The sequence below is a fragment of the Streptomyces sp. NPDC060027 genome, assembly GCF_042737005.1.
In the GTDB taxonomy this organism is placed as follows: domain Bacteria; phylum Actinomycetota; class Actinomycetes; order Streptomycetales; family Streptomycetaceae; genus Streptomyces.
The window spans coordinates 1-12,595 of the sequence record NZ_JBHWVI010000091.1 but is presented as its reverse complement, the minus strand read 5'-3'; the positions used below and the strand labels follow the sequence as shown (position 1 = coordinate 12,595).

Genomic DNA, 12,595 nt, shown 5'->3' with positions numbered 1-12,595 from the left:
GCCACCGCACTGGCCGCACGAACGAACTACCACCCCGGTCCACTGTGGGCGGGAGTAGGAGGAGCTGGATGTTCCAGAACGCCGACGAGGCCAAGAAGTACATCGCGGACGAGGACGTCAAGTTCGTCGATGTCCGCTTCTGCGACCTGCCGGGTGTGATGCAGCACTTCACGATCCCGGCCGAGGCCTTCGACCCGACCGAGGAGCTCGCGTTCGACGGCTCCTCCATCCGCGGCTTCCAGGCCATCCACGAGTCCGACATGGCGCTCCGCGCCGACCTGTCCACCGCGCGCGTCGACCCCTTCCGCCGCGACAAGACGGTCAACATCAACTTCTTCATCCACGACCCGATCACGGGCGAGCAGTACTCCCGTGACCCGCGCAACGTGGCCAAGAAGGCCGAGGCCTACCTCGCGTCGACCGGTATCGCGGACACCGCGTACTTCGGTCCCGAGGCCGAGTTCTACGTCTTCGACAGCGTGCGCTTCAAGACCTCCGAGAACGAGGCGTTCTACCACATCGACTCCGAGGCCGGCGCCTGGAACACCGGTGCGGTCGAGGACAACCGTGGTTACAAGGTCCGCTACAAGGGCGGCTACTTCCCGACCCCGCCGGTCGACCACTTCGCCGACCTGCGTGCGGAGATCTCCCTGGAGCTGGCCAACTCCGGCCTCCAGGTCGAGCGCCAGCACCACGAGGTGGGCACCGCCGGCCAGGCCGAGATCAACTACAAGTTCAACACGCTGCTCGCCGCGGCCGACGACCTCCAGCTCTTCAAGTACATCGTGAAGAACGTCGCCTGGCGCAACGGCAAGACCGCGACCTTCATGCCGAAGCCGATCTTCGGCGACAACGGCTCGGGCATGCACGTCCACCAGTCGCTGTGGAGCAACGGCTCCCCGCTGTTCTACGACGAGGCCGGCTACGCGGGCCTGTCGGACATGGCCCGCTACTACATCGGCGGCATCCTCAAGCACGCCCCGTCGCTGCTCGCCTTCACCAACCCGACGGTGAACTCCTACCACCGCCTGGTCCCCGGCTTCGAGGCCCCGGTCAACCTGGTGTACTCGCAGCGCAACCGCTCCGCGGCCATGCGTATCCCGATCACGGGCTCGAACCCGAAGGCCAAGCGCGTCGAGTTCCGCGCGCCCGACTCCTCCGGCAACCCGTACCTGGCGTTCTCGGCCCTGCTGATGGCCGGCCTGGACGGCGTCAAGAACAAGATCGAGCCGGCCGAGCCGATCGACAAGGACCTGTACGAGCTGGCTCCCGAGGAGCACGCGGGCGTCGCCCAGGTGCCGACCTCGCTCCCGGCCGTCCTCGACCGCCTCGAGGCCGACCACGAGTTCCTGCTCGCGGGCGACGTCTTCACGTCCGACCTGATCGAGACGTGGATCGACTACAAGCGCACGAACGAGATCGCCCCGCTGCAGCTGCGTCCGCACCCGCACGAGTTCGAGCTCTACTTCGACGTGTAAGCCCGTCGCTCCAGCCGCACATACCGGCCGTGCCCTTCCTCCGGGAGGGGCACGGCCGGTGCGTTTCCCCCCGAGAGCGTCCCTTTCCGACCGCCCCGTCCCCGGGGGAGTTCTTTGCCCATAGCGGGGCCTATCGGCACCTGTTCATGGGGGACCCCGGGCGCACAATGGAGAGCGGGACGAGTGCCTGACTGCGGGGTGATGCCAGATGCAGAGCCGGTTCCGGAGCGATCGGCGGCTGACCGTGCGGATGACGGTCACGCTGTTCCTGCTCGGATTGCTGTACGTGGCCTTCGTCGCCGCGTTGATCGTGTTGCTGAAGTCGTGGGTACTGGTCGTGGTGATCGCGGGCGGGCTGCTCGTCGCGCAGTACTGGTTCTCGGACCGGATCGCGCTGTACGCCATGCACGGGCGGATCGTGGAGCGGGAGGAGTATCCCCAGCTGCACGGCGTGGTCGACCGGCTGTGCGCCGTGGCCGACATGCCCAAGCCGCTGGTCGCCGTGTCGGACCTCGACATGCCGAACGCGTTCGCCACGGGGCGCAACGCCGATCACGCCGTCCTCTGCGTGACCACTGGGCTGCTGCGCCGCCTGGAGCCCGACGAACTCGAAGGCGTCCTCGCCCACGAGCTGTCGCACGTGGCGCACAAGGACGTCGCCGTGATCACCGTGGCGTCGTTCCTCGGGGTCCTCGCCGGACTGATCGTGCGGTTCGCGTTCTATTCGCAGCTCTTCGGCGGCCGGGGCCAGAAGGACCAGAACACCATGGCACTCTTCACCGTGGTGATGGCGGTGTCCGCGGCGGTGTACGCCATCAGCTTCCTGCTGATCAGGGCACTCTCCCGGTACCGCGAGCTGGCCGCCGACCGCGCCGCGGCCCTGCTCACCGGCCGCCCCTCGGCACTGGCGTCGGCGCTGACCAAGGTGACCGGGGACATCGGCCGGATCCCGACGAAGGACCTGCGGACCGCGCAGGCGTTCAACGCCTTCTACTTCACGCCCGCGCTCGGCGCCCAGCCCGGCCTCGCCAACCTCTTCTCCACCCACCCGAGCCTGGAGCAGCGGCTCGAACAACTGGCCCGTATCTCCGCCGAGCTGGGCGAGCCCGCGGCGCCGGGAGCCATCGCCCCGTCCCCCGGAGAGGCCGGCTGACCGTATGGGGTTCCTGGACATCCTGCTCGGCCGCAGCAAACCGGCCGCACCGGATCTCGACCAGCTCTTCGGACTGCCGTCGGCGGCCGTGACCCTCCAGGCGGCGGCCGGGTTCACCCCGACCGGCACGGGCGCGGTGTGCTTCGCGTCCGTCGAGGGCGCGGCCTTCGCCGAGGCGCACCGGGAGGCACAGGCCCTGCTCGACGCGGACACCGGGCGGACGGGTCCCCCGGTGGAGGTCGGCCGGGACGAGTACGGGTACTCGTGGCTCGTCTCCCGCCGCACGCCCGAGGACCTGCCAGCGCTGGTGAGCGATCTGCACGCGGTCAACAGCGCCCTGGAGGACTCCGGCTTCGGACCCCAGCTGCTCTGTTCCGTGGTGGGTTTCAAGGACAGCGGTCGGCAGCGGCTCGGCCTCGTGTATCTCTATAAACGAGGAACGTTCTATCCTCTGTGTACACTCCCTGGTCGGCATGAACGCGACAACGCACTGGAATTCCAGGTAGCCGCCCAACTGGAGAACGACCTACGCATCGAGAAGGACAAGACGCGCTGGTTCCCGATCTGGGACGCGCCAGGACTGATCGACTGAACAGTCACCCGAAAGTCCCTGCGAATCAGCTACCTGACCGACGAATCCACCAGCCTTGGGCGGCAACTCGTGGACGCCCGCGCATACAGCACCGAGAAGGTCACTCAAGGGCTCAACGGATTGAGGTCGGTGTAGCGCGAGACGCACACGTCTCGGCGACAGAGCAACACCCGATGGATCGATCCGAACTAGGGCATTGACTCAAGGAACGCGCCCCGGAATTCGACCCGCTACGGAACGGCCCTGACGCGCCCCAGGCCGAAAAGATGCTCGACAGACTGAACGCCGAGTCATCGGCGCCGGTGTGCCCACCTGCCATCCCTTCGCGCCGCTCGCCGAGCGCCGGGGCTGTGACGCCCCGGCGCGGCGGGGCTAGTTCTGGCGTTCCTGGCGGCGCGCCTCCAGCGGGCGTTCGCGCCGGTAGCGGCGTTCCCACCTGGCCTGGCGGTCACGCCGGTCGCGGTACGCCCGGTAGCTGGAGTCCGTGCGGCCCGCGGACGCACCGGAGCCTTGCGGGGCGGGCCCCGCGGATCCAGCGGGCCCCGCGGATCCAGCGGGGCCCGCGGGTCCGGCGGTGAACGTGCCTCCCCCGGTACGGCCGTAGCGGACGTACAGGAAGAGCAGGACGATCGCCGCGAGCCAGAGGGTGTGGTTGGAGAAACCCATGACGACCAGGATCGCGGTCGCGGAGAAAATCAAGGTGCCCATGACGGGACTCCTTGTATGCGTGAGTGAAAGGGCCTTGACGGCTTCTGGATGTGCCGACGGGGCGCTGGGGGTGGCGGCCGTCCGTCGGTGCGTAGAGAGTAGCCCCGCGACCGCGAACTGATGCCTGTCCGGCGGAAAGCGGTGCTCTGCTGCTCCGGAACACGCCTTCAGCACAGGGAGCGTGGTCACCCGTACGCATCTGGATTCCTCCCGACTGCACCTCATCCGATATCGCTATAAAGTCGAACGGAATCGACATAAGGGGTGCCCCTCATGAGCAATCTGTTCGTCGTCGCGTACAACGATGTCGCCACCGCCAACCAGGTGCGCGGCAAGCTGTTCGAGCTGTCGAAGCAGCATCTCGTCGAGCTGGAGGACGCGGTCGTCGTCGAGCGGAGCGAGGACGGCAGGATCAAGCTGCATCAGGCGGTCAGCCACACGGCCGTCGGCGCGGCCGGTGGCGCGCTGTGGGGCGGCGTCATCGGGCTGCTCTTCCTGGCGCCGCTGCTCGGCGCGGCGGTGGGCGCCGCGGCCGGCGCCGCCGGTGGCGCGGTCACGGACACCGGGATCAACGACACCTTCATGAAGGATCTGAGCCAGAATCTGCGGCCGGGCGCCGCCGCGCTGTTCGTGCTGGTCAAGCAGGCGGCCGGGGACAAGGTGATCCCTCAAATCGCTGAGTTCGGCGGCCAGTTGGTGCAGACGTCGCTGAGCCAGGAACAGGAGGACGCCCTGCGCGACGCGGTCGCGGCGGCGCAGGCGAAGGCGGGCGCCGCCACCCCGGCGCCGGAGGCCGGCACCACGGCCGCGACGGAAGCGGGTGCCACGGCCGCGACGGAAGCGGGTGCCACGGCCGCTTCGCCGACGATCAGCACCGCCAAGCCGGACGACGGCGGCGCTCCGGTCGCCTCCTGAGCCGACCATTTCGCGTCAAGCCCGTTCCCCGGAAGGCGAATTACCGGGTGATCGGCATGAGTGAATCATGAGTGAATGGGGAGATGCTCTCTCCTTTCACACACGACCACGACGGTGAACGACTGAGCTGCGTCAGCGGCAGCAGGGACGACGGAGGTGACGGGGCGGCCACCGCCGTCCTTCTGCACGGCGCGGGCAACGGCAGCAAGGAGCGACTGCTCCCGCTGCTCGACGACTTCGCGGCCCGCGGCTGCGCGGGGCTCGCCTTCGACTTCTCCGGGCACGGTGAAAGCACCGGCAAGCTGGGCGAGTTGAGCCTTCGGCGGCGTTTCGAGCAAGCCGTGTCGGTCATCGACGCGACGGTTCCCGCGGGCGCCCCGCTGATCCTCGTCGGGTTCAGCATGAGCGGCCACACGGTGGCCGATCTCGCGCGGCACTATGGGGACCGCGTGGTGGCGCTCGTACTGTGCGCACCCGCGGTGTACGCCGCCGAGGCCTGGCCGGTTCCGTTCGAGGACGAGGAGCCGGCCGCCCGGCGCGACGGCACGGGGGCGGCGGAGAGCCGCTTCAGCCGGATCATCCGTACTCCCGACAGCTGGCGGCGGGCTCCCGCGCTCGACGTCCTGCGGGCGTACGAGGGCCGGGCGGTGCTCGCCGTACCCGGCACGGACACGGTCATCCTGCCCGCGGTGACGGAGGCCGTCGCGGACGCGCTCACCGCACAGGCCCGCTTCACCCGCTTCGAACTGCCCGACGCGGAGCACATGCTGGGCCTCTGGTTCCGCGACCACGCGGAGGACCGGCGGCGGCTCGTGGACCTCGTCGTCACCGGCCTCGGTGACCCGGTGCGGAGGGCTGCCCGGGTCTGAACGGCCGCGCCCCGCGGAGCCGGTACGCCCCGCGCGCCGCGTACGGCTCCGCGGGGCGCGGAGGCCGGCGCCGCCCCGGGGTCCCGCATCCGCTCCCGACAGCCGGCACCGGAAGGTGCACCCGCCCGGGGCCGGCAGGTGTCACACGCCCGGGGCCGCCCGGACCACGCCCGCGATCACCGCCGCGCCCAGTGCCGCGTGGTCGGCGGCGTTGCGGTCCGTGTAGCGCAGCGCGAAGTCCGCGACGGCACGGTCGAAGGTGTCGGCGCCGCCGAGATACGCGGCGATCGCGATGCGGTCGCCGGAACGGGCGTGCGCGCGGGCCAGGGCCGTGCCGCACAGCCGGGCGTAGGTGCGCAGTTCGCCCGGGTTCATGCCGGCGATGTCCGCGGACCCCTTCATGTCGTGCAGTTGGCGCCAGTAGAACGCCCGCCCCTCGGGGCCGGTCGTCCAGCCCAGGAAGATGTCGCCGGCGGCCTGCATCAGCCGCTGCCCGGCGACGACACGGCGCCCGGGATGGACGTACGGGCCGATGGGCAGATGCTCTTCGAGTACGGACCGACCCGCCTGCTTGATCTGCAGGAACAGCGGGTCGTCGGCGTCCCGCCCGGCGAGCAGCACGACGAAGCAGCGGGTGCCGACGCTGCCCACACCGACGACCTTGCGTGCGGCGTCGACGAACCGGTAGCGGTCGAGGAGCAGTCGACGTTCCTCGGGGAGCGTGGAGCGGTAGTCGCTGAAGATCTTGCGGAGCGAGGCCGTGTCGAGGCTTCCGGCCGGTTCCAGCAGGGGCGGGTCGTGGACGATGCGGCGGCGTCCGTCGACGATCTCGGTGAGTTTGCCGAGCGCCTGCAGGCTGGTGCGGCGGCGGGCCCGGGTGAGGGTTGCCTCGACGCGTCGGCGCCGACGGCCGGAGCGGACCAGCGGCAGCAGCAGATCGGCGTCGATGTGCTCGTACCAGACGGTCAGTTCGCCCTGCCGGGCCAGCCGTCGCATCGCCTCGCGGTACTGCCCGGCGGCGGCCCGTGCCGCGCCGAAGACGTGCTCCTCCTTGTGCCCGTTCTCACGGGCCGCGACCGCGACGCTGGCCGCGAGCCGTTTGACGTCCCACTCGAAGGGGCCGGGGAAGGTCTCGTCGAAGTCGTTGAGGTCGAAGAGGAGGGAGCGTTCCGGGGAGGCGTACAGGCCGAAGTTCAGCAGGTGGGCGTCGCCGCACAGTTGGACGGTGAGCCCGGTGTGCGGCTGGGCGGCGAGGTCGGCGGCCATGACGGCGGCGGCCCCGCGCAGGAACGCGAGCGGTGACGCCGCCATCCGCGCGTAGCGGATCGGCAGGAGTTCCGGGAGCCGGTCCCTGCCCTGTTGTTGCAGGAGGCCGACCGGATCGGGGCGGTCGGCGGCGGGGATCCAGGTGCCGTGCGCGGAACGGGTGACGCGCTTGCGCGCCGCCCGGCCCCGGGCGGCCCGTTCGGCCGAGGTGGCCGTGACGCTGTTCCGAAGCATCCGTCAGAACCTCACGGCGCGGGCGACAGCGGTCTTGACGTCGCCGGTGAGGGAACGGTTGCTGCGGGCGGTGGCGTCCTTGGAGGCAGCCCCCGCGACGTCGTCGACCGTCACGACGGTCGTGTCGAGGAGGTTGCCGCTCTGGTCGCGGAAGTCGACCTGGACGACGTAGGACTTCGCCGAGGAGGTGGGGTTGGCGGCGGTCACCTTCACCGCCAGGCGCCCGTCGGAGGCGGGGCTCGCGTCGCCGTCGAGCCTCACCTCGTCCTTGGCGTCCACGCCGTCCTTGAACTCGTCGAACTTCTTGCCGGCCTCGGCGGTCGCGGAGGCGAGGGCGTCCCCGGCCTCGGTGGCGGCGGACGCGGCCTCGGAGACGGCGGAGGCGGCCTTGGAAGCGGCGGACGCCGCCTTGGAGACGGTGTCGGAGGGGCTGCTGTCGTCCGAACAGGCGGTCAGCTGGGTGGCCAGGGCCGCCACCACGACGACGGCCAGGATCAGGCGGACCGGTCCTCGTATGCCGTTCCTCTGATGCATCGTCTCTCCCCACGTGGTCCTGGTGCGCCTCCGGATCCCGCTTCCTCGCGGTGGCCCCAGTCAAGGCCGGGGGCAGGGCCGCCGCATGCCCGGCTACGGCGAACGGGTGAGTCCCGCCCGGTGAAGGGCGGGCCTTCGAGAGGATGCGGAGCACGGAGTGCGAGGCGACGGGACGGAGACGACGTGACGGGGAAGCCGCGGCACATCGGGGTGGCGGAGCGACGGGCACGGCTCGGGCTGCGGCAGCGGCTCGTGGGCTCCGCGCGGGCGGCGACCCCCGAGGAGGTCGCGGACTCCTTGGTGGCGCTGCACGGCACCGACCCGGCGACGGTGTACCTGGCGGTGGGTGCGCGTCTCACGGACGGCGGGGAGACGGTGGCGCAGGTCGACCGGGCGCTGTACGAGGACCGGACACTCGTACGGATGCACGGCATGCGGCACACCGTGTTCGTGTTCCCCACCGGCCTGGCCGCCGTGGTGCACGCCTCGACCGGGCTCGACATCGCCGCGAAGGCCCGGGCGGGGCTGGTCAAGGACATGGTCGGCGGAAGCGACGGACGGCTGACCGAGGAGTGGCTGACCGAGGTCGAGGCGTCCGCGCTCGCCGCGCTGGCCCGGCGCGGACAGGCCACGGTGAACGAACTCACCGGGGACGAGCCACGGTTGAAGGAGCAGTTCGTCTACGGGGCCGGGAAGAGTTACGAGAGTCCGCACACGGTGTCGTCCCGGCTGATGCGGGTGCTGGGCGTCGAGGGCCGGGTGGTGCGCGGGCGCCCGCTCGGTTCCTGGACGTCGAGCCAGTTCCGCTGGGCGGTCGCGCCACCGCATCCGCACCTCCCGCCCGCCGAGGCTCGGTCCGAGCTGCTGGGCCGCTGGCTGACCGCGTGCGGGCCCGCCACGGAGGCCGACCTGAAGTGGTGGACGGGCTGGAAGGTCACCGACGTACGGCGGACACTGGCCGCGATCGGGGCGGTGGCCGTCTCGCTCGACGACGGGCTCACGGGGTACGTGGCGGCCGGCGACGAGAACCCGGTCGCCGGGCCGGAGACGCCCTGGGCCGCCCTGCTGCCCGGCCTCGATCCGACGCCCATGAGCCGGCAGGAGCGGGACTGGTATCTCGACCCGTCCCTGCGGCCCGCCCTCTTCGACCGCAGCGGCAATGTCGGGCCGACGGTGTGGTGGGACGGCCGGGTGGTCGGGGGGTGGGCGCAGCGGCCCGACGGCGAGGTGGTCTGGCGGCTGCTGGACACCGAGGGTGTCGGCCGCGAGGCACGGGCCGCGATCTCCGCGGAGGCCGGGCGCCTTCAGGCGTGGGTGGGACGGACCCGGGTCACCCCGCGCTTCCGGACGCCCCTGGAGCGGGAGCTGTCGGCCGAGTGAGACCCGAGCGACGACCCCGCGGGTTGCCGTGCGACGACCGGTACGGGTGCCGGGTGACACCGCTCCCGAGCGATGCACGGGCACCGGTTCGAAGGGTGCCGGGGCCGGGTGACCGGCGGCGCCGAGGCCGGGCGGCGACGGGCGCCCTTCCCGAGCACCGCACAGGTTCCGGTCCCGGACAGTGCCGGTGCCGGATGACCGGCGGTGCCGAGGCCGGGTGACGAGGGGCGCCGGTCCCGAGCGACGCACGGGTTCCGGTTCCGAACGGTGCCGGGGCCGGGTGACCCCGCCTCGGGGCGGAAGCCACCCGGCACCGGTGATCAGCGCGCTCGACTCCTCAGCGGGCGTACCTCATCAGCGCACGCACCATGTGGCACGTGGTGTCCGACGGCGGGTGGACACCGATGAGTTCCGCGGTGCTGCGGATCTTCTCGTTGCGGGCCTGGTTCGGCACGTACACACCGGAGTCGAGCAGGGCGATGGCGAGTCGCATCGCCTTCAGCCGGCGGTTGTGCGTGACATACCAGTCGCGGGGGCGCCCCGGCGGCAGCGGGCGCTTCTCCATGGGCTCGTACGGCAGGTCCAGCAGGACCGCCCTCGTGGATGTGGACTGAGTGGGCAGCGGCTTCAGTGCGGCAGCGGGCACAGGCATCCTCCTGTCGCGGTCAGGGCGCCGTCCGGACCCCCCGGCGACACCCTCGAACACTGCTTCTATTCTACCGCCGAGCACTGACAAAAGCCGCTGGCCACAGGGGCTTTGAGAGTGCCGTGACACCAGAACACGAAGGTGTCTCCCGTAACGTGTGCGGCATGGAGATCTGGATCAATCCGGCCTGTTCGAAGTGCCGCAGCGCGATCAGCCTGCTCGACGCGGAGGGCGCCGACTACACCGTCCGCCGCTACCTGGAGGACGTGCCGAGCGAGGACGAGATCCGCGGCGTCCTCGACCGCCTGGGCCTCGAACCGTGGGACATCACGCGGACCCAGGAGGCCGACGCCAAGGAGCTGGGGCTCAAGGAGTGGGCGCGGGACGCCGGTTCACGGGACCGGTGGATCAAGGCACTGTCCGAGCACCCGAAGCTCATCCAGCGGCCGATCATCACGGCGGAGGACGGGACCGCGGTGGTGGGCCGCACGGACGAGGCGGTGCGCGACGCCCTGTCCCGGTAGCGGGCCGGCCCGGACGGCCGGTGCTCGCGCCGCTCAACTCCCGTGTGACTCAGGTTACTTAAGTGATTGCCGAAACCGTTGAGCAACTGCGTTCGGTATCTCGTACATAGCGGCGTAACGCTCCCTCCCCCACGCCCTGGAGGCGCGCATGTCGCGTAGGAGAACTCTCAGCACCAAGAAGAAGATCGCCCTGCTGGTCAGCGCGGCGACCGTGGCCGGCGGTGGGGCCTTCGCCCTGGCCGCCACCTCGAACGCGGCGTCGGTGCAGAACGCGCAGTCCTCGACGGTCTGCGCGGGTCTGGCCACCGCGCTCGGCAACAACCAGAAGTTCATCGAGGGCCAGCGGGCCGCCCCCGACGCGCAGTCGGAGGCACGGATCGCCAACCGCGAGGCCGTCATCGCGCAGATCAAGGTTCAGCAGGAAGCGTCCAACTGCGCGGTCGGGGAATCGGCTCAGGACTCCCAGACCGCCCCGCAGCAGCCGGCGCAGTCCGCCCCGGCGCAGGCCGCGCCCGTTCCCTCGGCTCCGGCGCAGTCCGCCCCCGCGAACAACGCCGGCGGTGGCGCCGCCACCGGCCAGCAGGTCTGCAACGGTTCGACCGTCACGCTCTCCGGCGAGGGCGGCGCTCCGGCCGCGTCCAGCAACCAGTTCCCGGCCGGGACGAAGCTGAAGGTCACCAACCTGGACAACAACAAGTCCACGACCGTCGAGGTCACCTCGGTCTCCGGCAGCTGTGTCCTGCTGAACAACGCGGCCTTCGAGCAGGTCCGGGAACCGGGCAAGTTCCTGATCCGCAAGGCCCGCATCGAGAAGGTCGGGTAACGGGCAGAACGGGTCGAAGGCCCTGCCGTCGCCGATTCCCCCGGATCGGAAGCGGCAGGGCCTTCGCATGGGCAGGCAACCGGGGCGGAACGGGACCACATCCCCCGTACCGCTCCCACGCGCATCGCATACGAGCCGTCCGCCCGGCCGCCTCCCCCGGACCTGCGGGACCGGGCGGGCGACGGGTCGGCCGATCGCGGTCGCGAACGCTCGCACGCGAACGGCGGCAGCGCAGCAGCTGGTGTGAGACCGGGCACACACAGCCCAGGTAACACGGGGTTCACATTCGGGCAATGATCGGGAAATCGCTGGTTGACAGGCTGCCCGGCATCCCCAGCGGCGCACCGGTGCCGCAGCGCCGCAGCACCCGCAAGTGCGACTCAAGACCCACCCCGAAGGATGTGGCCCGTGAGCTTCAAGGCTGAGTACATCTGGATCGACGGCACCGAGCCGACGGCCAAGCTCCGTTCCAAGACGAAGATCCTGGCCGACGACGCCAAGGGTGCTGAGCTGCCGATCTGGGGCTTCGACGGCTCCTCGACGAACCAGGCCGAGGGTCACGCCTCGGACCGCGTACTCAAGCCTGTGGCCAGCTTCCCGGACCCGATCCGCGGTGGCGACGACATCCTCGTCATGTGCGAGGTCCTCAACATCGACATGACGCCGCACGAGTCCAACACGCGTGCCGCGCTGGCCGAGGTCGCGGAGAAGTTCGCCGCCCAGGAGTCGATCTTCGGCATCGAGCAGGAGTACACCTTCTTCAAGGGTTCGCGCCCGCTGGGCTTCCCCGAGGGCGGCTTCCCGGCCGCGCAGGGCGGCTACTACTGCGGTGTCGGCGCGGACGAGATCTTCGGCCGTGACGTCGTCGAGGCGCACCTGGACAACTGCCTCAAGGCGGGTCTCGGCATCTCCGGCATCAACGCCGAGGTCATGCCCGGTCAGTGGGAGTTCCAGGTCGGCCCGCTGTCGCCGCTGGAGGTCTCGGACCAGCTGTGGGTCGCCCGCTGGCTGCTCTACCGCACCGCCGAGGACTTCGGCGTCTCGGCGACGCTGGACCCGAAGCCGGTGAAGGGCGACTGGAACGGCGCGGGCGCGCACACCAACTTCTCCACCAAGGCGATGCGCGAGGGCTACGACGCGATCATCACCGCGTGCGAGTCGCTCGGCGAGGGTTCCAAGCCGATGGACCACGTCAAGAACTACGGCGCCGGCATCGACGACCGTCTGACGGGTCTGCACGAGACCGCCCCGTGGAACGAGTACAGCTACGGCGTCTCCGACCGCGGTGCCTCGGTCCGCATCCCGTGGCAGGTCGAGAAGGACGGCAAGGGTTACATCGAGGACCGCCGCCCGAACGCGAACGTCGACCCGTACGTCGTGACGCGCCTCATCGTCGACACCTGCTGCACCGCCCTGGAGAAGGCCGGCCAGGTCTGATCCCGCTCACCTACGAAGGGGGCGCCCGCCGAATCC

The 12,595-nt window shown here is 70.6% G+C and carries 13 protein-coding genes; 9 read left to right on the top strand and 4 right to left on the bottom strand.

Translation table 11 applies throughout. From position 1 onward, the window contains the following. The first annotated feature begins 68 nt into the window (after positions 1–68). The 3 genes from glnA to ACFWBT_RS22540 all read left to right on the top strand — a co-directional run bounded on the left by glnA (position 69) and on the right by ACFWBT_RS22540 (position 3,223). A complete protein-coding gene (gene glnA / locus ACFWBT_RS22550; protein WP_385703079.1) occupies positions 69–1,478 on the top strand; it encodes a type I glutamate--ammonia ligase in 1,410 nt (469 codons plus the stop codon). A 208-nt stretch (positions 1,479–1,686) separates the two neighbouring features. Further along, positions 1,687–2,631: a zinc metalloprotease HtpX gene (gene htpX / locus ACFWBT_RS22545; protein ID WP_385703076.1), complete on the top strand. Its 945-nt coding sequence runs from the start codon at positions 1,687–1,689 to the stop codon at positions 2,629–2,631. A gap of 4 nt (positions 2,632–2,635) precedes the next feature. Further along, positions 2,636–3,223 (top strand): hypothetical protein, encoded by a 588-nt coding sequence (locus ACFWBT_RS22540; RefSeq protein WP_385703074.1) that lies wholly within the window; start codon positions 2,636–2,638, stop codon positions 3,221–3,223. A gap of 372 nt (positions 3,224–3,595) precedes the next feature. Here the strand turns inward: ACFWBT_RS22540 and ACFWBT_RS22535 are convergent, their stop codons facing one another. Next, positions 3,596–3,931 (bottom strand): hypothetical protein, encoded by a 336-nt coding sequence (locus ACFWBT_RS22535; RefSeq protein ID WP_385703071.1) that lies wholly within the window; start codon positions 3,929–3,931, stop codon positions 3,596–3,598. Between the two features lie 273 nt (positions 3,932–4,204). Here ACFWBT_RS22535 and ACFWBT_RS22530 point away from each other — a divergent pair, with 273 nt between their 5' ends. Then, on the top strand, positions 4,205–4,846 hold the full coding sequence (locus tag ACFWBT_RS22530; protein WP_385703070.1) for a DUF1269 domain-containing protein: 642 nt from the start codon (positions 4,205–4,207) through the stop codon (positions 4,844–4,846). Positions 4,847–4,929: 83 nt separating this feature from the next. Continuing rightward, complete coding sequence (locus ACFWBT_RS22525) at positions 4,930–5,715, top strand: alpha/beta hydrolase (RefSeq protein WP_385703067.1); 786 nt, start codon at positions 4,930–4,932, stop codon at positions 5,713–5,715. Positions 5,716–5,856: 141 nt separating this feature from the next. On the opposite strand, the gene ACFWBT_RS22520 is transcribed toward ACFWBT_RS22525, so the two are convergent. Beyond that, the gene (locus tag ACFWBT_RS22520) at positions 5,857–7,215 is read right to left on the bottom strand and encodes a DUF2252 domain-containing protein (protein WP_385703065.1); all 1,359 of its coding nucleotides are present in this window, start codon (positions 7,213–7,215) and stop codon (positions 5,857–5,859) included. A gap of 3 nt (positions 7,216–7,218) precedes the next feature. Then, positions 7,219–7,749: a hypothetical protein gene (locus ACFWBT_RS22515; protein WP_385703063.1), complete on the bottom strand. Its 531-nt coding sequence runs from the start codon at positions 7,747–7,749 to the stop codon at positions 7,219–7,221. Positions 7,750–7,932: 183 nt separating this feature from the next. On the opposite strand from ACFWBT_RS22515, the gene ACFWBT_RS22510 reads away from it, so the two are divergent. Further along, positions 7,933–9,129, top strand: a complete 1,197-nt coding sequence (locus tag ACFWBT_RS22510; protein ID WP_385703061.1) for a winged helix DNA-binding domain-containing protein — start codon at positions 7,933–7,935, stop codon at positions 9,127–9,129. 337 nt (positions 9,130–9,466) lie between these two features. Here ACFWBT_RS22510 and ACFWBT_RS22505 read toward each other — a convergent pair whose 3' ends face one another. Further along, complete coding sequence (locus tag ACFWBT_RS22505; protein ID WP_385703058.1) at positions 9,467–9,775, bottom strand: hypothetical protein; 309 nt, start codon at positions 9,773–9,775, stop codon at positions 9,467–9,469. 164 nt (positions 9,776–9,939) lie between these two features. On the opposite strand from ACFWBT_RS22505, the gene ACFWBT_RS22500 reads away from it, so the two are divergent. From ACFWBT_RS22500 to glnII, 3 genes are all read left to right on the top strand, one after another. After that, complete coding sequence (locus ACFWBT_RS22500) at positions 9,940–10,299, top strand: arsenate reductase family protein (protein WP_266757947.1); 360 nt, start codon at positions 9,940–9,942, stop codon at positions 10,297–10,299. A gap of 148 nt (positions 10,300–10,447) precedes the next feature. After that, positions 10,448–11,122: a hypothetical protein gene (locus tag ACFWBT_RS22495; protein WP_385703056.1), complete on the top strand. Its 675-nt coding sequence runs from the start codon at positions 10,448–10,450 to the stop codon at positions 11,120–11,122. A 408-nt stretch (positions 11,123–11,530) separates the two neighbouring features. Further along, a complete protein-coding gene (gene glnII / locus ACFWBT_RS22490) occupies positions 11,531–12,559 on the top strand; it encodes a glutamine synthetase (RefSeq protein WP_351539837.1) in 1,029 nt (342 codons plus the stop codon). Positions 12,560–12,595 lie beyond the last annotated feature (36 nt).

Coding starts and splice junctions, on each gene's coding strand:
- ACFWBT_RS22520 (WP_385703065.1), bottom strand. CDS start 7,215: ATGCTTCGGAACAGCGTCACGGCCACCTCGGCCGAACGGGCCGCCCGG.
- htpX (WP_385703076.1), top strand. CDS start 1,687: ATGCAGAGCCGGTTCCGGAGCGATCGGCGGCTGACCGTGCGGATGACG.
- ACFWBT_RS22530 (WP_385703070.1), top strand. CDS start 4,205: ATGAGCAATCTGTTCGTCGTCGCGTACAACGATGTCGCCACCGCCAAC.
- ACFWBT_RS22540 (WP_385703074.1), top strand. CDS start 2,636: ATGGGGTTCCTGGACATCCTGCTCGGCCGCAGCAAACCGGCCGCACCG.
- ACFWBT_RS22525 (WP_385703067.1), top strand. CDS start 4,930: ATGCTCTCTCCTTTCACACACGACCACGACGGTGAACGACTGAGCTGC.
- ACFWBT_RS22495 (WP_385703056.1), top strand. CDS start 10,448: ATGTCGCGTAGGAGAACTCTCAGCACCAAGAAGAAGATCGCCCTGCTG.
- ACFWBT_RS22515 (WP_385703063.1), bottom strand. CDS start 7,749: ATGCATCAGAGGAACGGCATACGAGGACCGGTCCGCCTGATCCTGGCC.
- glnA (WP_385703079.1), top strand. CDS start 69: ATGTTCCAGAACGCCGACGAGGCCAAGAAGTACATCGCGGACGAGGAC.
- ACFWBT_RS22535 (WP_385703071.1), bottom strand. CDS start 3,931: ATGGGCACCTTGATTTTCTCCGCGACCGCGATCCTGGTCGTCATGGGT.
- ACFWBT_RS22500 (WP_266757947.1), top strand. CDS start 9,940: ATGGAGATCTGGATCAATCCGGCCTGTTCGAAGTGCCGCAGCGCGATC.